At 61.9% G+C, this 24,938-nt stretch carries 28 protein-coding genes, 1 tRNA gene and 3 pseudogenes; 8 read left to right on the plus strand and 24 right to left on the minus strand.

Going from position 1 to position 24,938, the window contains the following annotated elements; genetic code table 11:
• Nucleotides 1-157: 157 nt before the first annotated feature.
• Genes HZB49_RS15250 through HZB49_RS15260 form a run of 3 tightly spaced genes read right to left on the minus strand, consistent with a single transcriptional unit; the run spans nucleotide 158 to nucleotide 786 of the window.
• Complete coding sequence (locus tag HZB49_RS15250; RefSeq protein WP_291612737.1) at nucleotides 158-388, minus strand: hypothetical protein; 231 nt, start codon at nucleotides 386-388, stop codon at nucleotides 158-160.
• Nucleotides 385-618, minus strand: coding sequence for a hypothetical protein (locus HZB49_RS15255; protein WP_291612739.1), 234 nt, complete (start codon nucleotides 616-618; stop codon nucleotides 385-387). The genes HZB49_RS15250 and HZB49_RS15255 overlap by 4 nt, the downstream gene beginning before the upstream one ends.
• Before the next feature lie 3 nt (nucleotides 619-621).
• Nucleotides 622-786 (minus strand): hypothetical protein, encoded by a 165-nt coding sequence (locus HZB49_RS15260; protein ID WP_291612741.1) that lies wholly within the window; start codon nucleotides 784-786, stop codon nucleotides 622-624.
• A 159-nt stretch (nucleotides 787-945) separates the two neighbouring features.
• Between HZB49_RS15260 and HZB49_RS15265 the strand changes: the two genes are divergently transcribed.
• Together HZB49_RS15265 and HZB49_RS15270 are read left to right on the plus strand one after the other, a co-directional pair.
• Nucleotides 946-1,131: a hypothetical protein gene (locus tag HZB49_RS15265; RefSeq protein WP_291612743.1), complete on the plus strand. Its 186-nt coding sequence runs from the start codon at nucleotides 946-948 to the stop codon at nucleotides 1,129-1,131.
• A 116-nt stretch (nucleotides 1,132-1,247) separates the two neighbouring features.
• Nucleotides 1,248-3,317, plus strand: a complete 2,070-nt coding sequence (locus HZB49_RS15270) for an ATP-dependent helicase (RefSeq protein WP_291612745.1) — start codon at nucleotides 1,248-1,250, stop codon at nucleotides 3,315-3,317.
• A 20-nt stretch (nucleotides 3,318-3,337) separates the two neighbouring features.
• Here HZB49_RS15270 and HZB49_RS15275 read toward each other — a convergent pair.
• Together HZB49_RS15275 and HZB49_RS15280 are read right to left on the minus strand one after the other, a co-directional pair.
• Nucleotides 3,338-3,520, minus strand: a pseudogene (locus HZB49_RS15275) (hypothetical protein); the annotation flags it as partial.
• A 52-nt stretch (nucleotides 3,521-3,572) separates the two neighbouring features.
• Entirely contained in the window at nucleotides 3,573-3,821 is a 249-nt protein-coding gene (locus tag HZB49_RS15280) for a hypothetical protein (protein WP_291612747.1), read from the minus strand.
• Between the two features lie 290 nt (nucleotides 3,822-4,111).
• Between HZB49_RS15280 and HZB49_RS15285 the strand changes: the two genes are divergently transcribed.
• Both HZB49_RS15285 and HZB49_RS15290 read left to right on the plus strand, forming a co-directional pair.
• Nucleotides 4,112-4,345: a hypothetical protein gene (locus HZB49_RS15285; protein ID WP_291612749.1), complete on the plus strand. Its 234-nt coding sequence runs from the start codon at nucleotides 4,112-4,114 to the stop codon at nucleotides 4,343-4,345.
• 198 nt (nucleotides 4,346-4,543) lie between these two features.
• Nucleotides 4,544-4,933: a hypothetical protein gene (locus HZB49_RS15290; RefSeq protein ID WP_291612751.1), complete on the plus strand. Its 390-nt coding sequence runs from the start codon at nucleotides 4,544-4,546 to the stop codon at nucleotides 4,931-4,933.
• A 247-nt stretch (nucleotides 4,934-5,180) separates the two neighbouring features.
• Here the strand turns inward: HZB49_RS15290 and HZB49_RS15295 are convergent, their stop codons facing one another.
• The 7 genes and pseudogenes from HZB49_RS15295 to HZB49_RS15325 all read right to left on the minus strand — a co-directional run.
• Nucleotides 5,181-6,167, minus strand: a complete 987-nt coding sequence (locus HZB49_RS15295) for an HWE histidine kinase domain-containing protein (RefSeq protein WP_291612753.1) — start codon at nucleotides 6,165-6,167, stop codon at nucleotides 5,181-5,183.
• Nucleotides 6,168-7,100: 933 nt separating this feature from the next.
• Complete coding sequence (locus HZB49_RS15300) at nucleotides 7,101-7,403, minus strand: hypothetical protein (protein ID WP_291612755.1); 303 nt, start codon at nucleotides 7,401-7,403, stop codon at nucleotides 7,101-7,103.
• 61 nt (nucleotides 7,404-7,464) lie between these two features.
• Nucleotides 7,465-7,692: a hypothetical protein gene (locus HZB49_RS15305; protein ID WP_291612757.1), complete on the minus strand. Its 228-nt coding sequence runs from the start codon at nucleotides 7,690-7,692 to the stop codon at nucleotides 7,465-7,467.
• Between the two features lie 36 nt (nucleotides 7,693-7,728).
• Complete coding sequence (locus HZB49_RS15310) at nucleotides 7,729-9,843, minus strand: AAA family ATPase (protein WP_291612758.1); 2,115 nt, start codon at nucleotides 9,841-9,843, stop codon at nucleotides 7,729-7,731.
• A gap of 659 nt (nucleotides 9,844-10,502) precedes the next feature.
• The gene (locus tag HZB49_RS15315) at nucleotides 10,503-11,258 is read right to left on the minus strand and encodes a hypothetical protein (protein ID WP_291612760.1); all 756 of its coding nucleotides are present in this window, start codon (nucleotides 11,256-11,258) and stop codon (nucleotides 10,503-10,505) included.
• Nucleotides 11,259-11,347: 89 nt separating this feature from the next.
• Complete coding sequence (locus HZB49_RS15320) at nucleotides 11,348-12,331, minus strand: tyrosine-type recombinase/integrase (protein WP_291612798.1); 984 nt, start codon at nucleotides 12,329-12,331, stop codon at nucleotides 11,348-11,350.
• Nucleotides 12,332-12,358: 27 nt separating this feature from the next.
• Nucleotides 12,359-12,634 (minus strand): annotated as a pseudogene (locus tag HZB49_RS15325) (Arm DNA-binding domain-containing protein); the annotation flags it as partial.
• Between the two features lie 91 nt (nucleotides 12,635-12,725).
• Here HZB49_RS15325 and HZB49_RS15330 point away from each other — a divergent pair.
• A tRNA-Arg gene (locus HZB49_RS15330) sits at nucleotides 12,726-12,820 on the plus strand.
• Between the two features lie 47 nt (nucleotides 12,821-12,867).
• On the opposite strand, the gene HZB49_RS15335 is transcribed toward HZB49_RS15330, so the two are convergent.
• From HZB49_RS15335 to HZB49_RS15350, 4 genes are all read right to left on the minus strand, one after another.
• Nucleotides 12,868-14,538 (minus strand): adenylate/guanylate cyclase domain-containing protein, encoded by a 1,671-nt coding sequence (locus HZB49_RS15335; RefSeq protein WP_291612800.1) that lies wholly within the window; start codon nucleotides 14,536-14,538, stop codon nucleotides 12,868-12,870.
• 240 nt (nucleotides 14,539-14,778) lie between these two features.
• Nucleotides 14,779-15,270 carry a hypothetical protein gene (locus tag HZB49_RS15340; RefSeq protein WP_291612762.1) on the minus strand — a complete coding sequence of 164 codons (492 nt, stop codon included), beginning with the start codon at nucleotides 15,268-15,270 and terminating at the stop codon, nucleotides 14,779-14,781.
• 142 nt (nucleotides 15,271-15,412) lie between these two features.
• Entirely contained in the window at nucleotides 15,413-15,691 is a 279-nt protein-coding gene (locus HZB49_RS15345; protein ID WP_291612764.1) for a hypothetical protein, read from the minus strand.
• Nucleotides 15,692-15,705: 14 nt separating this feature from the next.
• The gene (locus HZB49_RS15350) at nucleotides 15,706-16,332 is read right to left on the minus strand and encodes an aspartate/glutamate racemase family protein (protein ID WP_291612765.1); all 627 of its coding nucleotides are present in this window, start codon (nucleotides 16,330-16,332) and stop codon (nucleotides 15,706-15,708) included.
• 55 nt (nucleotides 16,333-16,387) lie between these two features.
• Between HZB49_RS15350 and HZB49_RS15355 the strand changes: the two genes are divergently transcribed.
• Entirely contained in the window at nucleotides 16,388-17,029 is a 642-nt protein-coding gene (locus HZB49_RS15355; RefSeq protein ID WP_291612767.1) for a glutathione S-transferase, read from the plus strand.
• A gap of 5 nt (nucleotides 17,030-17,034) precedes the next feature.
• Here HZB49_RS15355 and HZB49_RS15360 read toward each other — a convergent pair whose 3' ends face one another.
• From HZB49_RS15360 to HZB49_RS15390, 7 genes and pseudogenes are all read right to left on the minus strand, one after another.
• Entirely contained in the window at nucleotides 17,035-17,481 is a 447-nt protein-coding gene (locus tag HZB49_RS15360) for an aminoacyl-tRNA deacylase (protein ID WP_291612769.1), read from the minus strand.
• Nucleotides 17,482-17,622: 141 nt separating this feature from the next.
• Nucleotides 17,623-17,982: a DUF1428 domain-containing protein gene (locus HZB49_RS15365; RefSeq protein ID WP_291612771.1), complete on the minus strand. Its 360-nt coding sequence runs from the start codon at nucleotides 17,980-17,982 to the stop codon at nucleotides 17,623-17,625.
• Nucleotides 17,983-18,100: 118 nt separating this feature from the next.
• The gene (locus HZB49_RS15370; protein ID WP_291612773.1) at nucleotides 18,101-18,838 is read right to left on the minus strand and encodes a thioredoxin family protein; all 738 of its coding nucleotides are present in this window, start codon (nucleotides 18,836-18,838) and stop codon (nucleotides 18,101-18,103) included.
• Nucleotides 18,839-18,854: 16 nt separating this feature from the next.
• Nucleotides 18,855-19,319, minus strand: a complete 465-nt coding sequence (locus HZB49_RS15375; protein WP_291612775.1) for an SRPBCC domain-containing protein — start codon at nucleotides 19,317-19,319, stop codon at nucleotides 18,855-18,857.
• A 137-nt stretch (nucleotides 19,320-19,456) separates the two neighbouring features.
• Nucleotides 19,457-19,648: pseudogene (locus tag HZB49_RS15380) on the minus strand (metalloregulator ArsR/SmtB family transcription factor); the annotation flags it as partial.
• A 53-nt stretch (nucleotides 19,649-19,701) separates the two neighbouring features.
• The gene (locus HZB49_RS15385) at nucleotides 19,702-19,968 is read right to left on the minus strand and encodes a DUF3551 domain-containing protein (RefSeq protein ID WP_291612776.1); all 267 of its coding nucleotides are present in this window, start codon (nucleotides 19,966-19,968) and stop codon (nucleotides 19,702-19,704) included.
• A gap of 82 nt (nucleotides 19,969-20,050) precedes the next feature.
• The gene (locus tag HZB49_RS15390; RefSeq protein ID WP_291612778.1) at nucleotides 20,051-21,025 is read right to left on the minus strand and encodes a tripartite tricarboxylate transporter substrate binding protein; all 975 of its coding nucleotides are present in this window, start codon (nucleotides 21,023-21,025) and stop codon (nucleotides 20,051-20,053) included.
• A 134-nt stretch (nucleotides 21,026-21,159) separates the two neighbouring features.
• On the opposite strand from HZB49_RS15390, the gene HZB49_RS15395 reads away from it, so the two are divergent.
• Together HZB49_RS15395 and HZB49_RS15400 are read left to right on the plus strand one after the other, a co-directional pair.
• The gene (locus HZB49_RS15395) at nucleotides 21,160-21,576 is read left to right on the plus strand and encodes a VOC family protein (RefSeq protein ID WP_291612781.1); all 417 of its coding nucleotides are present in this window, start codon (nucleotides 21,160-21,162) and stop codon (nucleotides 21,574-21,576) included.
• 215 nt (nucleotides 21,577-21,791) lie between these two features.
• Nucleotides 21,792-23,378, plus strand: a complete 1,587-nt coding sequence (locus HZB49_RS15400; protein WP_291612783.1) for an AMP-binding protein — start codon at nucleotides 21,792-21,794, stop codon at nucleotides 23,376-23,378.
• A gap of 189 nt (nucleotides 23,379-23,567) precedes the next feature.
• Here HZB49_RS15400 and HZB49_RS15405 read toward each other — a convergent pair whose 3' ends face one another.
• Nucleotides 23,568-24,662, minus strand: coding sequence for an HD domain-containing phosphohydrolase (locus tag HZB49_RS15405; RefSeq protein WP_291612785.1), 1,095 nt, complete (start codon nucleotides 24,660-24,662; stop codon nucleotides 23,568-23,570).
• Nucleotides 24,663-24,938 lie beyond the last annotated feature (276 nt).

The raw sequence follows: 24,938 nt of genomic DNA on the forward strand, positions 1-24,938 counted from the left end.
TATTTTTGGCGTGCCAGCAACAAGGCCGTTGGCGATGTCGTGGCGCCGGCAATCAAGGGCTCGAGGTCATCGCGATCTCGCAACGCCGCTTCACGGATTCGCAAAACAGATGTTATGAAACAAGTCGGCCGCTGAACGAGCCTCGCATAACAGTCGGCTAAGGCACGTCGCCGCCCCTGCGACTCCCGCCGATGCTGTACGGCTTGTCGAGAAAGTAGTCGCGATTGCCCGTCACCGCTTCGGCGTACTGATCGATGGCAACGGTAATCGCCTGGACGTGCAGAAAGCAGTAACCCTGCCGGGGCGCCATGCGGCGGACTTCGGCCAGCGCCTTCAGCCAGACCGGCGGTTCAATCTCATCCGAGAAATACCTTGGATGTCCGCTCACCGAGGGGAACCTCCCGCGCGCCTGACCATGGGCGCCCCCGGGAGTTCTGCCTTCAGCCGGTCGCGCTGCACACAGAGCGCGTCGATCCTGTCGAGCAATCGCTGCAGCAGCGCTTCCGCCGCCGCTGTCGAAATGCCGGCCTTCTGCAGCTGCAGAATCTCCCTGCGTTGTCCGGCGAGCTGAACGCGCAGGCGTTCGATCTCTGACCGGACAAATCCGATGTCGGGCATCGATCAGCCCCTGGCAAAGCGCGGCTTTCGAATGTCTGCCGTGCCGATCGGAGCGCTATCGCCAAGGCTGGTTCTCAGCCTGGCCAGTTCAGCGACCTCGGCGCGCAAACCCATCAACCGCATGGCCGTCACCGAACAGTCCTGATCGCGGGCAATTTCGGCGCGCATCGCCGCCTCAACCCTGCCCATCTCTAACCTTAAGGCGCTGATTCTACGTCGATATTCGTTTACTCTGTTGTCCATGGCCAAGCCCTTGCGCTTTGTCCTCCATAAGAACAAATAAAGAACACATGCGCAAGCCCTCAAGAATCAAAATTGGAGCCTTGGATGTCCTGCCTCCGCCTTCCCGACCGGCTGGACGCGCCCACGACGAGGGGCGAGGCCGAGATGCTGCAATCACTGGCCATCGAGGCGTACCAACCCCGCCAATTCGCCGAGCATCTTTCGGCCGATGAAGCGGCACGACGCATCGAAGCGCTCCGACGCGAAATCGCGCTGGCCTACCCGTTCTGACAATGGAGACGGCAACGGCAAGCCGCTCTTAACCTCTCTAACCGGGATCTCCGACATCTTTCATTGCGAGCACGCCTGAATTGTCAGAGCGTTTGGATCGACGTGGAGAATGATTCGTGCTCGCGACCGCCGAGAACTATCTGGAAGGCCTCAACGCGGAGCAGCGCCGCGCCGTGGAGCATGGCGTCGGGCCGGATGGTGTGATCGGCTCGCCGCTGCTTGTCATCGCCGGCGCCGGATCTGGCAAGACCAACACGCTCGCCCACCGCGTGGCTCATCTCATCATCAAGGGCGCCGATCCCCGCAAGATTCTTCTGATGACGTTTTCGCGTCGCGCCGCCTCAGAGATGACCCAGCGCGTCGAGCGCATCGCGCGCCGTGTCCTGAGCGACAAAGCCGGCATCATGACGGACGCCCTGACGTGGGCCGGCACCTTCCACGGCATTGGAGCGCGATTCCTGAGGGAGTATGCCGAGCGCATCGGCTTTGATCCTGCCTTCACCATTCACGACCGCGAAGATTCGGCGGACCTGATGAATCTGGTGCGCCACGAGCTTGGTTTTTCCAGGGCCGAGAGCCGCTTCCCCACGAAGGGCACGTGTCTCGCCATCTACTCCCGCTGCGTGAATGCGGAGCTGCCGATCGAGACGGTGCTCGGTCAGCACTATCCGTGGTGCTCCGGCTGGGCCGGCGAGCTCAAGCAGCTGTTCGCTGCCTTTGTCGAAGCCAAGCAGAAGCAGAACGTTTTGGACTATGACGACCTGCTGCTATGGTGGGCTCAGATGATGTCCGAGCCCGCAATCGCCGTAGAGATCGGCGGGCGCTTCGATCACATCATGGTCGACGAATACCAAGACACAAACCGGCTGCAGGCGACAATTCTGCTCGCGCTCAAACCAGATGGCCGGGGGCTGACGGTGGTCGGCGACGACGCCCAGTCGATCTATTCGTTTCGCGCGGCCACCGTCAGGAACATTCTGGACTTTCCGGATCACTTCAGCCCGAAGGCGGAGATCGTCACGCTCGACCGCAACTACCGCTCTACGCAGGCGGTGCTCGCCGCTGCCAATGGCGTGATCGGACTGGCGCGGGAACGGTTCACCAAGAACCTCTGGACGGAGCGCAGTTCGGCACAGCTTCCGCAGCTCGTCACGGTGCGCGACGAGGCCGACCAGGCGCGCTATGTCGTCGAACAGGTGCTGGCCAGCCGGGAAGAAGGATCGCTCCTCAAGGAACAGGCCGTGCTGTTCAGGACGTCGTCATATAGCGGCCAGTTGGAAGTCGAACTGGCACGGCGCAATATCCCGTTCGTCAAATTCGGCGGCTTGAAGTTTCTGGACGCCGCGCACGTCAAAGACGTTCTGGCGCTCCTGAAGTTTGTGGAGAATCCCCGCGACCGGGTGGCCGGCTTTCGGGTGCTTCATTTGTTGCCCGGCATCGGGCCGGCGTCGGCCCAGCGCATTCTTGACCAGATGGCCGTTGCAGCTGATCCCGTTTCGGCACTTGCCGCTCTGCCGGTCCCACCGCGCGCAGGCGACGATTGGACCGGCTTTGTCCGAACCATCACAAACCTCCGCCATTCCGAATGGCCGGCTGACATTGAACGGACAAGGCTTTGGTACACGCCCCACCTTGAGCGCATCCATGAGGACAGCGAAGTCCGCCTCGCCGACCTGCTGCAGCTTGAACAGATTGCTGCCGGCTACCCCTCGCGCGAACGCTTTCTGACCGAACTTACTCTCGATCCTCCCGACGCGACCAGCGACCGCTCAGGACCGCCACTGCGCGATGAGGACTATCTGATCCTTTCCACGATTCATTCCGCCAAGGGCCAGGAATGGAAGTCGGTCTACGCCCTGAACGTCGTTGATGGCTGCATGCCGTCTGATCTCGGTGCCGGTACCACGGCCGAACTGGAAGAAGAGCGGCGTCTGCTCTACGTCGCCATGACGCGGGCCAAAGACGCCCTCCACCTCATTGTCCCGCAGCGATTCTTCGTACACGGCCAACATTCGCGCGGCGATCGTCACCTCTATGCCTCGCGCACGCGCTTCATTCCGGATCACCTGCTGCAGCTTTTCGAACGACAGGCGTGGCCGGCCGCACCGAGCGCATCGAGCAAGCCAACACCCGGGCAAGCGCCACGGATAGATATACGCGAGCGAATGCGCGGTATGTGGCGCTAACGGCCGCGGAACTCAGCCGTTCAAAACTCAACGGGCATACGCCAGGAAATCAGCCCGTGCGCTTCAGGCCGCTCGATCGCCTTTCGCAGCAGACCAAAAGGCGATTCTACGGAGTACGGCTTCTGAATCAGATCGAACCCGATATGCGCTTTCTCCGCCAAGACCTCGCTATATCCGCTTGTAAGGATCACGGTCGGATATCTGTTCGAGGCTCGCTGCAAGGTGGTCGGGAGGCTCCGCATAACCGTGGAGTTCTCACCACCAATGCGGTTTGAGTCGAATGAAAAACGGCCCCTCTCGATGACCTAAGATTGCTGCGGCCTCACTCTCCGCAACCTCATTGAGTTGGGGCAGCGAGCGTTTGTAGGATCTTGCCGCGGCAATGATGGCATCTCCGATGCGCTTACGATTGCCGGCGGTGTCGACGTCGCCAGACAGCATTTTGCAACCATGATCCAGTGCTGCCGTCATGTTAGCCAGCGTGGAGCTATCGAATTCAAGCATCGGAGCGGACTGCCCATCCGGGAAGCTGCAACCTCTTTACAGCCGCAGCAATGATCACCGGGTTGGGAAGCTGACCGAGACCCGTAAATGAAGCCTTATTCGAGGCGATTTTTCGCGCTGTGAACGCGAAATCGCGCCGGCTTTTTTCGATACTGGTTGCTTTGCCGCGCCAGGAACGAGCAGCCGGCACGGTGAACTTCTTCTGAACACGTCCCCTCGAATGTGCGGCAGTTCGGGTCCGGAGCCTTAAAATGCTGGCCCTATCATCTCGACCGAACAGGGATCAGACAATGAGCGCCGGTACCAGGCTGCAAATTGATAGTTCGCATTGCCGCGCGATCTGCGACGAGATCGGCGAGCGTCTGCGAATCGTTCTTGATCGCGAAACCACATCGCTGCCGCCTCGCCAGCAGGCGCTGATGCTGCGGCTTGTCGCGCAGGACCTTGCCGGTTCGCCGTCGATCGACGACATGGCGCGAGATGAAATAGCAGAAGATGAGACCGCACCAAGCCGGGCGGCCTGATCAGCGCTGTGACCAACGGCGCCGCCCGTCCACACTCCGAAAATCAGATGTTACGGAATTAGTTGGTCCGTGGCCTAGTTTAGCCACGCTTGCGAACGGACAAATACCCGCTTAGGATGAATGGACGGCATTTCCGGATCTTGCCTAGATTAAGTGGAGCAGCACTTTCGAAGCAGGTTCATCGCTGGAGGTGATCAGATGAAGGAGATTAAGCCGGTTCATTTGCATGACACGGGTCCCAAGGTATCCAACCTACACAAGGGACTATTGTTTCTTGTGCTACATCAACCTGGCATTTCCGACAACGACCGAAAAACGCTGCAGCGACGGCTCGCGCCCGAGCTGCGCGCGCAGACCTTTGGAGATGCGACCGCCGAACTTGTTGGGATCTGGCAGTATCAGCTGAAGAATTGGCCTGATTATCTGCCTGCTCTCCCCAAAGCTCTCAAAACGAAAGTGCAAAATCTCCCGGGGTCGGTCCCGCCGGGGTCGGTTGTCGCCGGCCGAGGCAACGGCGACGTCGATGCGGTGACAGCCGAGGCTCTGAACTGGCTCTTGAAGAAATTCGGCGCGCTCCAGGCGATGTGAACATCGCGGCCGGATTCGCAAGCTAGATGTTACGGAATAAGCCGGCCATTGGCCGGGCGCGCTCGGCAGTCCATGTCCGCTTCTCACCCGAAAACGGACTACAAAGACATGCTTTAGAATGTCCCCTTAGGGTCATTCGCGTCGGTTTGGCGGTCTGGCGGTGACTTCCGGTCTAGCCCCGGAAACGGACATGATCAGACCGCCCCGGGATGTCTCAAAGGTGCTAAACTCCGACAAGTTCGCCGTCTTATGCGCCGAGCCGGGCCTCACTCATTTTAAGGGTGATGACCGCGCCGGCCGGTGGCCAGCTCGCCGAAATCGTGCCCCCCAGCTGATCCGAAAGACTGCTAACAACCAGCTTCGTACCAAACCCGGACTGCCCGGACGGTTTAAAGACCAATGGTCCGCCATTTTCGCTCCAGACAACCGTTACTTCACCATCAGTGACGCTGCATTTTATATCGAGCGTGCCATTGGCAGTCGACAGAGCTCCGTACTTAACGGAATTGGTCGCCAACTCGTGCACGACTAGTGCCAGCGTCGTCGCTGACTTTTCGCCCACCAGCAACTTTGGCGTAGAAATGTGAACACGTTCCGTTTCCGAATGCGCGTTGGCATAGGGCGCCAGAAGCGTACCCAGCAAGTCGCCGAGCTGTGCCGCCTTTTTCTGTTGGCCAAAATCGGGGCGAACCATGTCGTGGGCTCTTGAGAGTGCCATTATGCGCTGGCGGACGTCTTTCACCATTTCGTCTTTTGTTGTCGTCGAACGGGCAGATATTGTTGTAAGAGCTGAAGTTATTGCGAAGATATTCTTCACTCGATGGTTCATTTCGCCAGCGAGCATTTCGCGGGCTTCCTCTGCCTTCTTCCTTTCCGTAACATCGATGAACACGCCATACATAATCCTGCCGACGATCCCTTGGTCGTCGCCGCGTCCCCTTGCGGAAATCCAACGAACCTTGCCATCGCACAGAATGCGAAAGTCCGTTTCGTAACCACCCAGCACATCACGCGTAGCCGCAAAGGCGGCTCGAACCCGGTCCAGATCCTCGGGGTGAATGCATGCGGACAGGACCTCGAAGGTGATGACCCCGGTGTTTGGAACTCCCCAGAGCACATGGCCCCGCTCGTCCATCTCCAATCGGTCTGTATCGACGTTCCAAGACCACAAGGCGATGCCCGCCGCGTCCGTTGCAATGCGGAGTTTATTAACGTCCCAGACTAGGCCGGTCATGGCGATACTCGTCGCTAGAAGCAGAAAGAACTGCACCGATATCACGCTTTCCCGACCTCGCGGGTTCTTATGAGGCACCCATTGTGAGTGTTGTCACTCGGTTCCTTGCAAGGAACTTCCATTTGTCCAGAGCGTTTCGACAGTTATGAAACAGTCGGACGGTTATTTGGAAAGCGCCGAGAACTGCGCGCACTTCGCCGAACGCGCTGTGGATGGCGCGGCATTTCGTCGATTCAAGCGCATGGAGGCTGCACGGCGATCGCTCGCTGTGGAGCAGGATTGGCTCGATGGCGAGAGATCAAGTCAGCCCTGAGGACCGCTTCGGCGTTCGCCGTGCGGGGATGACCCCGATGTCCGACTTGGGTCACAAGCAGACATGCCCGGCCACGGACGGCATGTCCGCTTCACTCCTGAAAGCGGACATCGGCGGCTCCACTATCCGCATCTGGCTACGCGCTTTTGCGTCCACGCCCTAATTGCGCCGACAACTTAGCCACAGCCGCTGCCATTCCGGCAATAACACGTTGTTCGTCGCGGCTAGCCTTCGCAAAGAGCCGGCACCAGGTTTTGCGCTTCATCCCTTTCGGCCGGCCGGGGAAGGGTTCAAGGAGGCTGCCATCACCACCCAGCTTGCGCCGCACCAGAACGGCTCGAGTGGTGGCTCTGTCTCGCGAAGACTGCCTAGTCGATGGATAGTTCAGCCGCTGGCACGATCGGCAAGCGAAACTCGGACCGTACAGGATCCGCACCCGCTTGGAGCAGACCGGGCATTTGAACCATTCCCGTCTCCCGCCGAGGCGCATGGCCGTCGAGGTAATTTCGATCCTCGACACGATGCCCCGCCAAAACACCGTTACGACATCACTTTGGCGGGATACGCCCGGATTCGAAAGTCGGCAAATATCCAGTTGCGGCGCCTGCGTGGTCAGCCGCTTAGGCGCGGCGCGCACTGCGGGACCTCTCAAGTTGAAGTTCAACGACACGTGAGGCAATTCGCCCCCAGGTTGCCACATCCGTAGCAAACTTATGGATGTCGATTGCGCCCGATCTCGTGTAGTGGTCCCGAAATACGTCCCAGACCTTTTCCGGCGGCACGTCCTCGAGCTTAATTCCAGCATGATCAGTAAACGAAAACAGATCGCCGTCGATCACAAAATCTTCGAACCAGCTCCACATCGAGTTTTCATCGTCGCGTTTTCTCCTCTTGACCTTTGGCTTCTGATTGACCTTTGTCATCATTCCCTCGCGGGTTCCTAAATCATTTGGGAACGTGTTTTTCGTTCTACACCGTTGCGCGTCATGGCATCCTACTTAAAGTATGATCAAAAAAGGCATGCAGCGCATTGATGATAGCGTTCTTACTGTGACGCATTTCAGGCTTTAGCAGCCCTTTGTGTATGAGAACGTCGATTTCCGTTTCGCGTAACTGGACAGTCAGGCAATGCATGCCCTCGCGCTGACGCTGACGATGGCGGCGCATGCGCGCGGCGGCAGGAGAGATTGACGGTCTGGCGGCGTCTGTCATAGCGGTGAAACGCTCCTCCACTCGTCGAAGATGCCCTCAGTCCCTCGAAGGTGCCCTTTGATTTTCACGGGCATCTTCGGCCTCCGAGGGCATCTTCGGGAGCTTCCAAACCCATCCGCCTTCAAAGCCGGCCTTCTCGGGTTTGACTCGAAGGGCCTCGCGGGCGCTACGCAGAGACTTCGAGGAAATGCCCGCATCATTGGCTTCTTTTTTGACATCTTTGGCGGCTACAGGGCCGGCTTTGAGCACTTCCTTGAGAAATTGAACCGCCTCGGACTTATCCGACTTGTTTTCCCCTGGGGCGTTCAAGGCTGCCAACGCCTGATCGGCGCTGATCATGACCGGGGTACTTTCATACATGATCCGGGAGGCGGCGATTTCCGATCCTTCGGAATGGATCATACAACCTTCGATTCTGTAAGCTAACCCGTGTCGAATGGGGGCGATGTTCATCTTGGAGGGGATGAGTAACATCCGGGTTCTGTCCTCTTCGTCCGGCGTGACGATGAACGCTGCGCGGGCTTGATTGACGAAGGCCACACTGCCAATCACGCGGCTGTTTGCGTTGCCTGCGCCCTTGCTGAAATGGTTATTGCAGATGATTGCGACCCGCATGCGCGCTGCCATTTCACCAAGAGGTTCCAGCACTGCCCGAACGTCTGCGTTCTTATGTGAATCGACACGACCCAGATAGCTGGACACGGGATCAATGATGATCAGTCGGATATTGTCCCTCTTCCTGATCTCGGCTTCCAATCGCTCCAGATCAGCCTGAAGATTGAAGCCGCGCCTCTTCCGTTCCTCGTCACGAACGGAGCGAATGACAAAGACGCGCGCCATAACCGCTCCCGCTGCCCGGAGCCTTGGGGCCAGGGTGTCTCCGATGTCATCTTCCGCAGCTAGGATAATGACGCCGCCAGCGGGGCTAGCAGCCGCTCCGTCAGGCCATCTATCGCTGGCCGTCGTACGCGCAGCCAGATCACACAGGACGGTGGACTTGCCGCGACCACCCTCGCCGGCAAGTACCGACACTTTCCCGATGGCGACCCAGTTCGGCCAGAGCCACTCGATCGAGGCCGGCTTAACATCGGCCATACACACGACATCAAGCCCGGCAATGGCTGGGCTCTCGACTACCCGAACTGGTTTCCAAGAAGGGGTTTCATCAATCCGACGTTCAAGATCTCCCCGGTCCTTGCCCGAGGCCATCCAGTCAGACACGTCGCCCTTCTCCGCCAGCTCAGTGAAATGGACTACGCGAATGCTTGCCGCTACTGGAGCCACGAGTGCCGCCTTCTTCTCAGCATGTTGGCGTCCGCCGGTGTCGTTGTCAGCGAGAACAACAACATTGCGTCCAGCGAAATATGCGGCGCACCCCTCCGGCAGCCCGTCACCAGTGCCGCCAAATGTGACTGCCGAAAGGCCGATGCGAATAAGGGTATCCACGTCTTTCTCGCCTTCCGGCCAATAGATTTCATCAGAAACGACCTCTAGGTTAAAAGGATCGGCTCCACCGACATAGGGCACGTCAACGAACCCGTCGGGTTTTCTGGCCTGCCAGCCGAGAGCGCCGTCAGCATCCTGCACGCGATACCAATTCGCGGCCCCGCCGTTCTTGAGCATGATCTTGATCCGCACCGGCGCCGATTCTCGCAAATATACGTGACGGCGTTTTTCGTCGTCCCTCCTTGGCGGACCTTCGTTGCCAACCATTAAGAAGCGCGGCTTCCCATCCCGATCTGGCTGGGTGCGGACCGGAAAGGTTAAACGGCCGGGAAGAGCACCCGGTACCGGCGAAGGGGCTGTTGGCGACGAGCCGGTGCCAGGTGCGCGCTTGCTTTCAAAGGTCCGCAAGCGACGTTCCGCTCGATTGTGACGAGGCACTGTTCGTTGTTTGCGCTGACCATTCTGGAAGCCGCTCTCGATTACTTTACGAGTGGCGCTCTCGCCGTGCTCTGCCAAATAGCCATTCTCTCGAGCAGCCGGCAAAAGGGTGTCAACCACAGCATCCAACCGCGTTCCTGGAATAGTACCTAGTTTAAAGGCCGATCGATTTAGAACGTGATTCCGGCTTGAAACTTGGGCCTCGGCAACGACTGCTGCTTCATTGCTAATCGCAGCATCAATGTATCCTTGGGTGGCGTCATTCATCGCGTTGCCTCCTTGGGTCCGAGGCCGGCAAGGTCGGCGACGACGTCCGCGATGGATGGGTGAACACGGTAGCGGCGCGCAAGGTGAATGCCGGCGCGAGTGCAGGGCGGCTGTATTACAACGGCCTGACGCCAATCAAATAGCGGGAGGCCAGAAACCGTGTGACTTTTCAGGACGGCTTTGGTATATTTCTTCACGTTGAAATCCTTTCGAGCCCGGTGCGCACGAACAAATCCTGCAAAGATGGATCGTGCCGCCGGGTTTTCATTTGGGGGATGGGATTAGGCGACGCTCCGACGTCGACCTGACCAAAGGCCCGATCTTTTTTTGAGCCCAGGCGTCGAGCCCCGAAATGGGATAAAGCGGGAAGCGCCCGGCGAGCCGAAAAGGAGGGCCTTCCGAACTCACGCAGGCGAGTTTAGCCAGCGTCTTGGGTGAGCAGGGGACATTGTAGGTATTGGCAACGTAGTTGGCGGCCTCCTTGCGGCGGAGGTGGCGCTCACCAGGAGAGGATACGTCGGCGTCCATCATAGCCTCACATCATCACGGATCCATCTCCGTGGGTGCGTGGTAAATGGAACATCGGGAAATTCGCAGTAAAGATATGCGGCAAATTTAGCCGCCGATTATCCGCCTATTTCTTCGCTGGTTTGCCGTTACTATCGGGGATTCTTTTCCCCCCGCTTCCTAACGTCATACTTCTTTCGAAGGTCCCTAACTCTGTCGCGGCCAACGCCAAACTGCTTCATGTGAGCGACATCCTCATTGTAGGTAGGAAGGTAGCCGTCTCGCTGCTCCGCGCGCCAGGTTTGAAATATGGGCTCAATTTGAGACTGCGGTGTTCGCGGAGACCGGGGCTTTCCTTCCTGTTTCTTCGGCGCTTCTGATTCTGTGCGAGAGCTACCACTAATCGGCGGCCATAGATCGAGCGCGTCTTTTGCGGAGACACTTACGTTCTTGAATCTAAGCTCATGTTTATGTCCTTTGCCGACTGCATCGAGGGGCCAACCAAGGCCAGGATCAAATGAGTCGAGGTCCTGCCACTCGGTGCAGGCAATCGGCTCGCGCTTTCCAGATTGGACCCCAATGCCCGTAGCGGTGAGCTTGGCTGAGCCGAGCTTGTTCCAAAGATCGTTGCGCGCCGCGGCGCCTTTCACGAGAACTGCTGATTGATCGACTTCGTCGCCTTCCGTTGAAAGCAAGAGATCGTGGAGCGATCTCAATTTCGATTGAGGCCGCGAACCGTCTGCAGCGCGATTTAGATCCCTCAAATGGAAGTCATACAACTCCCATTGAGATTTCACCGCCTCTGGCGTTCTCCAGATGATCCAGCCGAGCGCCATTGGTAAGGTCCAATAGGCGAGCTTTAAGGGATCAAATTGTACGGCGTCAGGTACTTCTCCTGCCTTCGACATTTGCAAACCGTCGCGCATCCGCTTGGTGACGACGCGGCAGGCTGGTGCGGACCAGCTTTTCGGGAGCTACCCTAGCCGCGCCGATGGCGTCAGGCCGCCCGACGATGGCCGGACCTATTTGGCTTTCGTTCTGTCATCGCGTCGTCGATGTGTTTCGCTATCCGATCGGCTGCCGCAAGTAGCACCGTGTCGATCTTATGAATGTATCCCTCGGTCACGCTCGCCCGTGAGTGACCCACCAGCGCCTTGATAGTTGGTAGTGAATAGCCAAGGTCATCTGCCGTCGAACTGAACGAATGCCGGAGTCCCTTGCAGGTGATGCCTGGAACATCCTTGGCTGCAATTTTCTGAAGCCACCTGGTCAGGCCGGTATGGTGCTTTGCATTCGTCGTGACGGCCGGAAAGACGTACTTCGATTTAGATTTTGCCGATGCTTCCTTCACAACCGCTATGACGGCGGACCCGACGGGGCGAATGCTTTTTCCTGTCTTGGTGTCACCGAGGCGAAGCGCCTTTCCGGCGACATCGACTTCTGTTTTCAGCAGACCTTCGATCTCGTCTAGCCTGCACCCGGTCAACGTTGCCGCCCTACTGGCGAGTACTCGTTGCCAGTGGTGGCCGCCGGCCTCCGCAGCAGCGAGGCATTTCCCCAGTTGACGGTAGCCGGCATCATCGAGGCGCCATTCATCCGTACCATCCTTCGGGCGCACAATGCCGCTGCAAGGATTGTCAGTCCGATAGCCCTCGCTGACGGCGTAACTGAAAATGCCGCCTAGCAGCCCCATCGTTCGCGCAGCAGTACCCTTCCCGCCCGTGACGATTGCTCGGCCTCGCAGCTTCGTCTTGATGTCGGCGGCCGATTTTCCGGCGATAACGTCCCGCTGGAACTTGCCGGCATCCGTGGGAGTGAAGTCCTTGACCGTCCGCTTGCCGATCAGGGGAATGATGTGCCGATTGATCCGCCCCGTATCGCTGTAGAGCGTGCTGTCGCTTTTGGCCTCGCCGCGACGTGTTAGGACCAGCCCAGCCTCAGCTTTGGCCAAATATTCGCGGCAAAGCTCCTCGATCGTCATGGCTCCGCGAGCGAGCTTCTTGTTCTCCGCTGGATCCGCCCCACCGACGACCTCCGCCAGCGCTTGTTTGGCTGCCTTCCGGCCCTCCTCAGCCGTAAGGACCCCGTACCTTCCAACGGTGAGTCGCCGGCTCCGACCATTGGCGTTCCGGTATTGCACCAGGAAGGACTTGGCGCCGCTTTTCTTAACCCTCAGGCCGAACCCGGGCAATTCGTCATCCCAAAGGAATAGCTCACCAGCGGTCGCCGTAGCCCCATCTATGACCCTTTTGGTTAGCTTGGGCATTTTCCCCCAGGTAAGCATCAGGTAAGCAAGGACCGGAAAACCGGGGGAAGTTCGGTAAACGACCGTAGCCCCCAACTTAGGCCAATTTGGGCCCACTATATCGCATTTGGCAACTTGAGGCAATTTTGGGTAAGCGTGGGCTATCTCCCCACCCTTGCCCTCCGAAGGCAAAGGTCACACGTTCGAATCGTGTCGGGTGCGCCAGCCTAATAATTCCGGACTGGCCGCCGCGTACGCAGTGAAAGCGCGCGCTACTTGTGCTCCATGTGCCACGACCCGTCCCAGTCCGCCGGCGGGTTGGCGGCGAGCAGGTCGATGCGCGCGAGCAGCGCGAGCGACGGGCCGTCGCCGGGGGAAATTTCCAGCGCCGAATTGAAGGCGGCGCGCGCCTCGTCCCAGCGCGCGGCGCGGTAGGCGGCGAGCGCCTCGCCGTAGCGGGTGCGGAGCTGGCGCTGCTGCGGGGTGAGCTCGCCGTTGCGCGACATCACCTCGAAAATCGTCTGCGGCACGTGCTGGCCGACCACGGTGAGGCGGTCGACCTCGCGCAGCTCGAAGGCCGAGCCGAGCGCCGCCGCCGTGGCGCCCGCGATCAGCACGCGCGTGCCATAGAGCTTGTTCGCTCCCTCCAGCCGCGAGGCGAGGTTCACCGCGTCGCCCATCACGGTAAAGCTCATCATGAATTCCGAGCCGATGCTGCCGGTGAGCACCTCGCCGGTGGCGATGCCGATGCGGATGTCGCATTCGACGGGGATCGCGCGCATGCCGAGCAGCTCCGGCAGTTGCGTGCGCAGCGACGGCACGCGCTCAGCCATGTCGACTGCGGCGGCGCAGGCGAAGCGCGCCTGGTCGGCCTCGTCGATGAAGGGAGGGCCCCAATAGGCCATGATGGCGTCGCCGATATATTTGTCGATGATGCCGCGGTGACTGCGGATCGGCGCCGACATGGTCGAGAGATAGCAGTTGACGACCTTGACGAGCCCCTGCGGCGTCATGCCCTCGCTCATCGCGGTAAAGCCCTTCATGTCGCAGAACAGGATGGTCATGGTGCGACGCTGGCCCTGTGTCAGCGTGACCTCGGGCCGGTCGAGCAGGCCTTCGACCACTCTGGGATCGATGTAGCGGCCGAAGGTTTCGCGGATGCGCTCGTTGCGGCGCAATTGCTCGACCATGCGGTTGAAGGCGGCGGAGAGCTGGCCGATCTCGTCCTGGGTGGAGACGTCGATCGAGCGGTCGAGCCGGCCGGCCTCGACCTCGCGCGTGCCCTGCAACAGCTGGCGCACCGGACGGGTGATGCCGCTCGCGACAAGGAGCGAAAAGATCCAGCCGATTGCGGCGGCCAGCACGGTGACGGCCGCCGAGACGATGATGGCCTGGCGCTGGTTGCCGATCACGACCCTGCTGGAGGCAAGCAGCTGCGACAGCATGTCGGCGCGGATCGCATCGACCTTGCCGGTGAACTGGTCGCGCAGCCCGTCGACATGCGCGAGCGTGCTGCGCGCCTCCTCGAATTTCCCGGCCTCGAGCGCGGCAATGAGTTTTGCGCTTTCGCCTGCGAGCTCGCGGCGAAGATCGGTGACGGCGACCTCGATCCTGGTGTCGATCCGCGCCAGCGCGGCATTGTCGGAGGGCGTGCCGGTGTCGGCGATGATCGCGTTGATCAGCTTTCGCGCGGCGCCGGTTTCCTGCTCGACCTCGCCGTCCTTGTCGCGGAACAGCTTCAGCCGGGCCTTGTAGCCGTCCTCGTCCGGCGGCACCTGCATCTTGGCGATCACCATCTGCCGCAGCGACAGCGCGCGCTCCAGCGAGCGGATATTGGCGCGCGCGAGATTGCCATAGGCGGGGATGTAGCGATTGGTCAGCTCGTCGAGGAGGCGGCCGACCTGCGCCGACATGAACATCGACAGGACGGAGGTGACCACCATCAGGACGATCAGGCCGAGCGCGACGCCGACGATCTTGCGCCGGATCGACTGGCTGAACAGGGAAAACGACTTGACGACGCCGCGAATGGATTGCGGCGAGGCCGGGGAAGCGGAGCCAAGCTGTTTCAAGTACGAGCCCTGCGCGACAGATCGAAACAGCCAGCATTACGCCGCGCGCCGGGCCCGATCAACGGGCGCGGCCAAGATGTCGCGCACCGTTGCGATGCGCGGCCGCCTCGATCAGTAGCAGAGCTGGACCAGCCGGCGGCGCCATCCCCACGGGGTCATGACGTTCCGATACACCCAGTAGCAATCGCCGCCATAGGCGCCGTAATAGTAGGGATAGTCGTAGCCGTAATAGGGATAGCCCAGGCCGTAGCCGAGCCCGACGCCGAGGCCGACCAGCCCGACGCCGCGTCCCCAGCCGCGTCCGCGCACGCCGCCACCGCGCCAGCCGATGCCACGCATGCCGACGCCGCGCCCGATGCCGGCAGCGCGGAAACCGCCGATGCCGACGCCACGGGCGATGCCACCGCCGCGCATGCCGCCGAATCCTACACCGCGGGCGATGCCGCCACCGCGGAAACCGCCGAAACCGCCACCGCGGAATCCGCCGCCACCGCCGCCGCGGAAACCACCGCCGCCGAAGCCGCCTCTCGCCAGCGCCCCCGTCACCGACATCACGGCGATGACGGCCACGGCAAGGATGGTAACGATCGCTTTTCGCAACATGGCTGCTTCTCCCTTCAGAACACGCGGAGGGAATTGTCCCGGCCGGGGTGTCCCGGCATCCAACCGGTTCAGCTTAGCCGCTTTTTTGGGCGTCCGCCATCAAGTGGTTGTGTGACCTGGATCAAAGACGGGCGAGCGGCAGCTATCGCAGCCCGAGCAGGGAACGGCGATATCCGCTGGAGCGGGCCTCCTCGCGGCAAACGAAGCTGCCCTCGAAGCCGCGGCCATAAAGCTTCTGGCCCCTCGCGTAGTAGATGCCCTTGGCGAAATCGAGCCACACCACGACATCATCAGGGCAATAGCGCTGCGCCTGCGCCTGGCTGCGGAACGGCGTCAGCGACTGCGCGCCTGCCCCATCCGCGCCGCCGAGCGCGGTCAGCGCGGCGAGCAGAAGCGTCGAACCTGCGATCGGACTGCGCATCGACCATCCCGCAATCAGCCAAGCATCTTCTTCAGCTTCGTCACCGCGCTGTCGGGCGTGGTGAGCACCGGCCGGCCCGTGGCCCGAGCGACCAGAGCGGCTGCCGGCGCCATGCTGTACTGGGCGAGCGCGATCACGTCGCAATCGCGCAAGTCCTGCGAAGCCTCCACCACCAGGCGGTCGTGTTCGGCGCGGTCGCCGCGGTCGAGCGCCGTGAGCGCGCCTTCCGCCAGTTTCTTCACGATCGTGACGGACGCCGGAAATTCCGCGGGCATCGAGGCCAGTGTCGGCGCGAAGGTCGAGAGCAGGCCGACGCGGCGCGATTTCGCGGCCTGCTCGATCATCGCCTCATTGGGCTTGAGCACCGGCATCGGCGCCTGCGCGCGGGCCACCGCCTCGATGCAGGGCCCGAATGCAGAACAGGTGAACAGGATCGCATCCGACCCGGTCGATGCGGCGTAGCGCCCGAGATCGAGGAAGCGCGCGGTCATCGCATCGCTCAGCCCGCCGTCGCGGGCGAGATCCGCCGAGAGGGAATCGTCGAGCAGGTTCATCAGCCGCGCCTCGGGCCAGAGCCTTGCGAACGACGCCTCAATCGGCACAATCGAATGTTTGAGGGCGTGGATCAGGGTAATGCGCATGCGCTCAAGTCTCCCCGCCGCAGCGTCAGTGTCAACCCGCCAAAGGAAGCCGGACATGCTCACCGTCCATCATCTCGGCAAGTCGCAGTCCGAGCGCATCGTCTGGCTGTGCGAGGAGCTGGAAATTCCATATGCGCTGAAACGTTACACGCGCGATGGCGTCACCATGCTGGCGCCGCCGGAGTACAAGGCGCTGCATCCGATCGGCGCGGCCCCCGTGATCACCGACGGCAACCTGACGCTCGCCGAATCCGGCGCCGTGGTCGAATACATCATCGCCAGACACGGCAGGGGGCGGCTCGCGCTTGCGCCCGACCATCCCGACTTCGCGGCGTTCCTCTACTGGTTCCATTTCGCCAACGGCACGCTGCAGGCCCAGATGGGCCGCAACATGATCCTGAACCGGCTCAACCTCGCCGCCGACAATCCGGTGCTGCAGGCCAACCGCGCCCGGGTCGATCGCGCGTTCGATCTGGTCAATGCGCGGCTTGGCGAAGCGGACTATCTGGCGGGACGCGAATTCACCTCCGCCGACATCATGATCGGCTTTTCGCTGACCACGATGCGCTACTTCCTGCCCTACGATATCGGCCGCTGCCCCGACATCGTGCGCTATCTCGCCAGGATCGGGCAGCGCCCGGCCTACCGGCGCGCGATGGAGAAGGGCGATCCCGGGATGACGCTGCTGCTGACGTAGGAGGATCAGCTCGACGCGTTCTCGCCGTGGCGGATGCCCGCGCTGCCGGCGATGCCGCGCGCACGGCGCAGCGGCGTGCCGGGGCGATGCACCCGGTTCCTGAAGCGGTGGCCGACCACGATGAGATCGCCGCGGGTGAGCGGTTCGGCCGCGCCAGCGCCATCCGGCTCAGGCTCCGTCTCCTGCGGCAGATTGTCCTGCGTGACGGCCTCCAGCATGGCGAGGAAATCGCGGCCCCCGGCGGTGATCTCCCAGCCTTCGTCGCCGCGCATCACATAGCCGTCGCCGAAAATGTCGATCGCGGGAACGCGGGCGGCCAGCCGCCTGATCCGCGCATTCCATTCGCCGCCGCTGGATGTGAGGATGGCGATGTCCCGATTGAGCGAAGAAAGCGTCGCTCGGCCGCTGCCGTGGCTCGCCAATATCTTCAGGATCGCAATCTGTATGCTCAAATAGATGCCCAGGACCGCAGCGGTTCTTGTTTTTCTGCGCAGCCAGAAAATCGCATTGAGAATATCTTCCTGACCGTGCGCGTCCAGCGCACGCGGCCGGTTATCCAAAGGGTTTCGGAATTCCGCCGGGCGAACGGCGGCTCACACCTTCACGAGGCTCGCGAAGCCGCCATAGATCATGCGTTTGGCGTCGAACGGCGCGTTGCTCGCGTCCATCAGCACCTTCAGCCGCGGGTCGGCCATCACCCTGGCGTTGATCCTGTCGCGCGCCGCACGCGACTTGTAGGTGATCCAGGCGAACACAACGGTCTCGTTGGGCTTCTTCTTCACCGCGCGGGGAAAAGACGTCCACTTGCCGGGCTTGACATCGTCGGCGACCCACTCGCGATAGTCGAGCGCGCCATGCTCGCGCCAGACCTTGCCGCACAGTCTCGAGAGCTTCGTGTAGGCGGCGAGATTTTTCTTCGGGACTGCGACGATGAAGCCGTCGACATAGGCCATGGGACGTTCCTTCCGTTACATGCCGTCATTGCGAGGAGCGAAGCGACGAAGCAATCCATAAGTTCGCTGGTGGAGAAATGGATTGCTTCGCTTCGCTTGCAATGACGGATGATGCGCGTCAGCTGTGGCAACATGATGCCTGAGCGGGCTCCGGCCGGTACTGGTCACGTAGCCGCACCCAGTCCATGGGATAGGGCAGGCCCTCCTCGTGCCGCCCGAGCGGCGTAAGGTCGAGATAGTGATAGGCGGCGTTCATCATGTCGAGGCCGCGGGCGAAGCAGGAATAGGTATTGAAGATGTTGCCCGCCTCGTCGCGGTAGAACACGCTGATGCCCGGCGCGTCCTCGATGCCGAAGCCGGAGGTGCCGAAATTGTAGCGATGATGCCCCGCCTCGATCTCCTGCGGCGTGAACGACACGGCGAAATCGTAGTTGAAGTCGCCGCCATCGGACGAATACCAGTCGAACGTCCAGTCCATCCGCTTCCTGAAGGCTTCGAGCTTCGCCAGCGGCGCACGCGAAACCGCGACCAGCGTGGTGTCGCGAGCCGCAAGATGCGGGATCATGCGCTCGAACCCGTCGGCCCAGAACGAGCAGCTCTTGCAGCCGGCGTCCCAGTCCGGCGCGAACATGAAATGCTGCACCACGAGCTGCGGGCGGCCCCTGAAGAGATCGGCGAGCTTCGCCTTGCCGTTCGGGCCGTCGAACACATAGTCCTTGTCGACCTTCACCCAGGGCAGCGCGCGGCGCTCCTCGGCGAGCCGGTCGCGGGCGCGCGTGAACTCCTTTTCGTGCGCCATGTGGACCTTGCGGGCCTCGATCCATTCCTCGCGCGTGACGACCTTGTGCGGCTGCATGGTGGCCTCCCGTAATTCAGGCGAGGATGGCTTCCAGCTGCGCAAACAGCTCGTTCCAGCCCTTGGTATGGTTGTCGCGCGCGGTCTCGTCGAAGAACTGTTCGTGGGTGAAGACCATGAGGCTGCCTGCGCCGTCGGGCTTGATCGCCACCGTCACCAGCGACTCCCGCTCCGGCGTCGAATGCCAGGCCCAGGAGAACACCAGCTTCTCGTTCGGCACGACCTCTTGGTAGACGCCGCCGACCTCGGAATGCTCGCCGGATTCCATGTCGAAAGAGATGCGGTAGCGGCCGCCGATGCGGACGTCGAGCTCGGCGCGCAGGGTCCCGGGCTTCGCCTTCGTCGTGCAGAACCAGCCGATCAGCGTTTCCGGGTCGGTCCACGCGGCCCAGACTTTTTCCGGGCGCGCACGGAAGCGCCGCGTGAGGGTGAGGCTCGGGCGCTCGACAAAGGCGGGCTTGGCTGCTGCGGGTTGGGCCATGGTTCTTCCTCCAGGAGGGCGGCAAGGCGGTCGAAACTTTCGGACCAGAAGCGCGCATAGCGAGTGAGCCAGTTCATCGCCTGCTCCATCGGCTGCGCGGTGAGGCGGCAGGCCACGGTGCGGCCCGTCTTCTCGCGCGCGATGAGGCCTGCATCCGACAGCACGTCGAGATGCTTCATGATCGCCGGCAGCGACATCGGAAAGGGCTGGGCCAATTCGCTCACGGAGAGGCTCTCCCTCTCCACCAGCCGCGCCAGCAAGGCGCGACGGGTCGGGTCGGAAAGGGCCGCAAAAGTGCGGTCGAGCGTTGCATCCTTATACTTAACCATAGAGTTTAGTATAGGCGCAAAGCGAGGCGAGTCAAGCGACCCGCCTCGAATTCTCAGTCGTAATAATAATAGCGCGGCTTAACGCGGCGTTGCTGCTGCTGGCCAAAGGCCACGCGCGGATTGATGTTGCAGGAAAGCGCGCGGCCCGAGGCCGCCGCCATGCACGACGCGTAGCTCGGATAGAAGCAGTCGCCGGGAATGCCGACGCCACGGCCCTGCAGGCAGTAGGGATAATCATAGGCCGCGGCCGGCGCGGAGCCGGTCACGCTTGCAACGCCGGCTGCCAGTACCATCATCATTGCCAATAGTGTCTTGCGCATGGCCGTAATCTCCTGTGTGGCCGCGTCACCCTACTCTGGATACGCCATGGCGTCCGGAAAAGTTCCGTGCGCCAGATCACAGTCACTCGACCTTGAGGCCCGCGCCTTCGACCACCTTCTTCCACTTCTCGGTCTCGGCGGCGATGTCCTTGCCGAACTGCTCGGGCGTCTGGATCAGCGGCTCGCCGCCGAGCTCGGTCAGGCGGGCCTTGATGGCGGGCTCGGCAAGGATCGAATTGATCTCCGCGTTCAGCTTGGCGATGATTTCCTTCGGCGTGTTCTTCGGCGCGCCGACACCGAACAGCGCGCTCGCTTCATAGCCGGGCACGGTCTCGGCCAGCGGCGGAACGTCGGGCAGTTGCGGCGTGCGCCCGGTCGAGGTCACCGCCAGTGCGCGCAGCGTGCCGGATTTGATGTGCTGCAGCACCGAGGGCATGTTGTCGAAGATCACCTGCACCTGGCCGCCGATCAGATCGGTCAGGGCCGGCGCCGCGCCGCGATAGGGCACATGCGTCATCTTGGCGCCGGTCATCGCCATGAACATCTCGCCGGACAGATGCACCGACGTCCCGTTGCCGGAAGAAGCCAGGTTCACCTTGCCGGGATTGGCCTTCACATAGGCGATGAACTCGGCAGGCGTCTTTGCCGGCACGTCCTTGTTGACGGTCATCACGTTCGGCACGCGGTTGAAGGACGCGATCGGGGCAATGTCGCGAATGACATTGAATTTGAGATTGGTGTAGAGCGAAGCATTGATGTAGTTGGCCGGATTTATGAACAGCAGCGTGTAGCCGTCGGGTTCCGCGTTGATGACGGACTCGGTCGCGATGTTGTTGCCGGCGCCGGGCTTGTTCTCGATCACGAATTGCTGGCCGAGCCGTTCCGACAGCCGCGCCCCGATCAGGCGCCCGATGATGTCGGTGGCGCCGCCCGGCGGATAGCCGACCACCCATTTCACCGGCCGGGTCGGATAATCCAGCGCCATGGCGCTTCCGATCGGGGCTGTGGCCGCAGCGGCGAGCGCGATGAGGCCAATGGCGGAACGGCGTGAAATCATGAAGTTTCTCCCTGCAGGCCCGGTGCGATGCCGGCCCTTGTCTGTTGAAGTCGAAGCGGGCAGCGTTGTAACAAACAACGCCGGAAGCGGCCAGTGCGACAGAAGTACCGAACGCCACGACGAAAGGATGAGGAATGTCCGTGAAGGTCAACGCGCTCGATCACCTCGTGATCAACGTCTCGGACGTGCAGCGTTCCGCAAAATGGTACGCAACCATTCTGGGCATGGAGATCAAGGTGTTCGATCCCGGCCCCGGCAAGACGCCGCGGACCTCGCTGGTGTTCGGCAACCAGAAGATCAACGTGCGGCCGCGCGATGCCGACAAGGTGGAATGGTTCACCGCCGACCACGAGACGGCAGGCAGCGATGACCTCTGCTTCCTCACCTCGAGCACGCCGGAACAGGTGGTCGCGCATCTGAAGGCGAACGGCGTCAGCATCGAGGAAGGCCCGGTGGCAAAACAGGGCGCCCGCGGCACGCTGCGCTCGGTCTATTGCCGGGATCCGGACGGCAGCCTGATCGAGATTTCGTCGTATGGGGAATTGAAGTAGCGCGGTGTCTCCACTCACTCGTCATGGTCGGGCTCGTCCCGGCCATCCACGTCTGCGTGACCGCGATACCGTCAAGACGTGGATGCCCGGGACGAGCCCGGGCATGACGAAGGAAAGAGCAGTGCGTCCCCCATTTGCCCCCCGCCCAATCCAGTGGCAGAAAGACCTCCACCCAAGACAACAATCAGCGGCCCGAAGGCCGCACGGGAGGAAGCATGATCCATTCACGGCAAGCGCCGGGCGTCATCAGCCCCTTTGACGGGCTCGACGTGCCCTGGCTGCTCAGGATGCGCGCCGAGGTGCGGCGCGACCATCCTTTCCTGATCTGGGCGCCGTTCGACGCGCCCGCGCGAAAATGGTCCTACGGCGAATTCCATGAACGCGTCGGCGCGCTCGCCGCGGGCCTGGCCAGGCGCGGCATTAAGCAGGGCGACTATGTCCTGATCCATCTCGACAATTGCATCGAGGCGATGCTGGCCTGGTTTGCCTGCGTCGAGCTCGGCGCCATCGCCGTGACCACCAACACGCGCTCGGCCGCCGCCGAGATCGAGTATTTCGCCGGCCATTGCGGCGCGGTCGCCGCGATCACGCAGCCGGCCTATGCCGAGCTGGTGGCAGCCAATTGCAAGGGCTTGCGCTGGATGGCGGTGATCTCGCACGACGCAGGCGCAGCACCCGCGCAGGCCCCGCAACGCGGCGACAGTTTTGAATCGCTGTTTGCCGACAGCGCCGACCGGCCGCGCCGCGCCACCGATCCGCTCGCACCCTGCAGCGTGCAATACACCTCCGGCACCACGTCGCGGCCGAAGGCAGTGCTGTGGACCCATGCCAATGCCCTGTGGGGCGCCAAGATCAACGCCGCGCATGAGGATTTGCACCAGGACGACGTGCACCAGACCTATTTGCCGCTATTCCACACCAATGCGCTCGCATATTCCATGCTGGCGTCGCTGTGGGTCGGCGCGACCTGCATCGTCCAGCCGCGCTTTTCGGCGAGCCGCTTCTGGCCGGTGGCGCTGGAGCATGGCGCGACCTGGACCTCGACCATTCCGTTCTGCATGAAGGCGCTGCTCGAGCACGAGATTCCAGAGAATCACAGGTTCCGGCTCTGGGGCACCGCGATCAACGAGCCACCGCCCTTTGCCGCCTTCGGCATCAAGATGATCGGCTGGTGGGGCATGACCGAAACCATCACCCACGGCATTGTCGGCGAGGTCGATCAGCCCAACATACCGATGTCGATCGGCCGCGCCGCGCCGGAATACGCCATCCGCATCACCGACGATGACGGCGCGCCGACGAAAGTCGGCGACACCGGCAATCTCTCCATCAAGGGCGTTCCCGGCCTGTCGCTGTTTGCGGAATATCTGCACAACGAAAGGGCCACGCGCGAAAGCTTCGACGAGCACGGCTTCTTCCTCACCGGCGACCGCGTCGAGCTATTGGGCAACGGCTTCATCAAGTTCGGCGACCGCGCCAAGGACATGCTCAAGGTCGGCGGCGAGAACGTCGCGGCATCCGAGATCGAGCAGGTGATCGCCGTGATCCCCGGCGTGCGCGAGGCCGCCGTGGTCGCCAAGAAGCATCCGATGCTGGACGAGGTGCCGGTGGTGTTCATCATTCCGCAGGACGGCGTGGCGCGGATGCCGGCCGAACTGCACGACAACGTGATGGCCGCCTGCAAGAGCGCGCTCGCCGACTTCAAGGTGCCGCGCGAGATCCGCTTCGTCGACGACATGCCGCGCTCGACCCTGGAGAAGGTGGCCAAGGCGGAGCTGCGGAAGATGCTGGAAGGCGCGTGAGGGACACACGCTGACTGGACTCCCTCCCCCCTTGCGGGGGAGGGTTGGGGAGAGGGGCCCGCGGAAAGACTGCCGATGACGCCACCCCTCTCCCGGAACGCATCTGGCGATGCGTTCCGACCTCCCACGCAAGGGGGAGGTGAAGAAGAGCAAGAGGCGCTAGCTCGTTCTGCGAAGCGGCGAAGCAGTTCAGCCGATCCCCACCGCCACGGGCCGGAACGCCTGCAGCAATTGCTGGTCGATCTTGCCGCCCATCTCTTCCATGATCGTGAACGCCTTCAGCCGCGTATAGGGCACGCGGTAGGAGCGGTTCTCGACCAGGGCGGCATAGATGTCGACGATGGTGGTCAACCGGACGATGTCGGAGATCTCCTTGCCCGACAGCGCATCGGGATAGCCGGAGCCATCGAGCAACTCGTGGTGATGCAGCACCACGTCGAGCATCTCCGCGGGGAAGCCGCCTTGCGCCACCAGCGCCTCATGGCCGCGCCGCGGATGGGCGCGGACGGCGGCGCGTTCCTCCTCTGTGAGCCCGTCGGGCTTTTCGAGGATGGCAAGCGGGACGAAGGCCTTGCCGACGTCATGCAGCAGGGCTGCCCGGGCAAGCCGGCGCTGGTCGTCCTCACGCATGCCGAGATGCTGGGCAAAGGCAACGGCAAAGCCGGTCACGAACAGGCAGTGGCGGTAGCTGGCATGATGGTGGCAGCCGACCGTGGTCAGCCACTCGCGCAGCGAGGAATGCTTGATCGCTTTCAGTATCCTGGTTTCGGCCTGGACGATGTCGTCGAATTTCAGGGGCTGGCCGGCCGGCAGCTTCTCGAAAATCTTGACCATCACCGCATGCGCAGCCTCGACGCCGCGGTTCAGGCTCTTGCCGCGATCTGTCTCGTCATACTCGCTGGCGTCGGGAAAGGCGGCGCGGATGCGCTGCAGGATGCCTTGCGCATCGAACGGCCGCCAGATCGTATCGGTGGCGCCCAGCGCCCAGGCCTGCATGGCGCCGTGATGCAGCGCATCCGCCAGCACGAACAGGCGCGGCATTTCGCGATAGGCCTCGCTGCGCATCCTGTTGCGCACCATCTGCACGCTCTCGGGCGAGCGCAGATTGATGTCGACGACGACACCGGAGAGTTGGTCGGGCTTTTCCGGGATCTGCGAGGTGGCGACCGTTTCCACCTCGCCGACGGACTGCAGGATGGCGGCGAGCTCGCTGCTGTGGTCGGTCCGGTCGGAAGCGAGCAGCAGGCGGCGCTTTGGCGACGTCTTGTTGGTGGAAGCGGTCATGAACCCCTCGGCTACGCGTAGCAATGTTGGCACAACGCTACCTGACGAGGAGTTCTCTGCAGCTTAAGGGGCGTCGTGAATACGGCCTTGCCGCGATCGCTAAAGGTTTAGCGGTTGCGGCGGCATACAACTCTCGTCATCGCCCGGCTTGACCGGGCGACCCAGGGCGGATTCAACCGGTCGTCGCAACACTTCAGGTATGGCTCACTCGGAGAAATTCGTCGAGAGTTTCCGCTGGTGTTTTCCAGCCGAGGGTTTTCCGGGGTCTGGTGTTGA

Source organism: Bradyrhizobium sp. (genome assembly GCF_016219575.1).
In the GTDB taxonomy this organism is placed as follows: Bacteria; Pseudomonadota; Alphaproteobacteria; order Rhizobiales; family Xanthobacteraceae; genus Bradyrhizobium.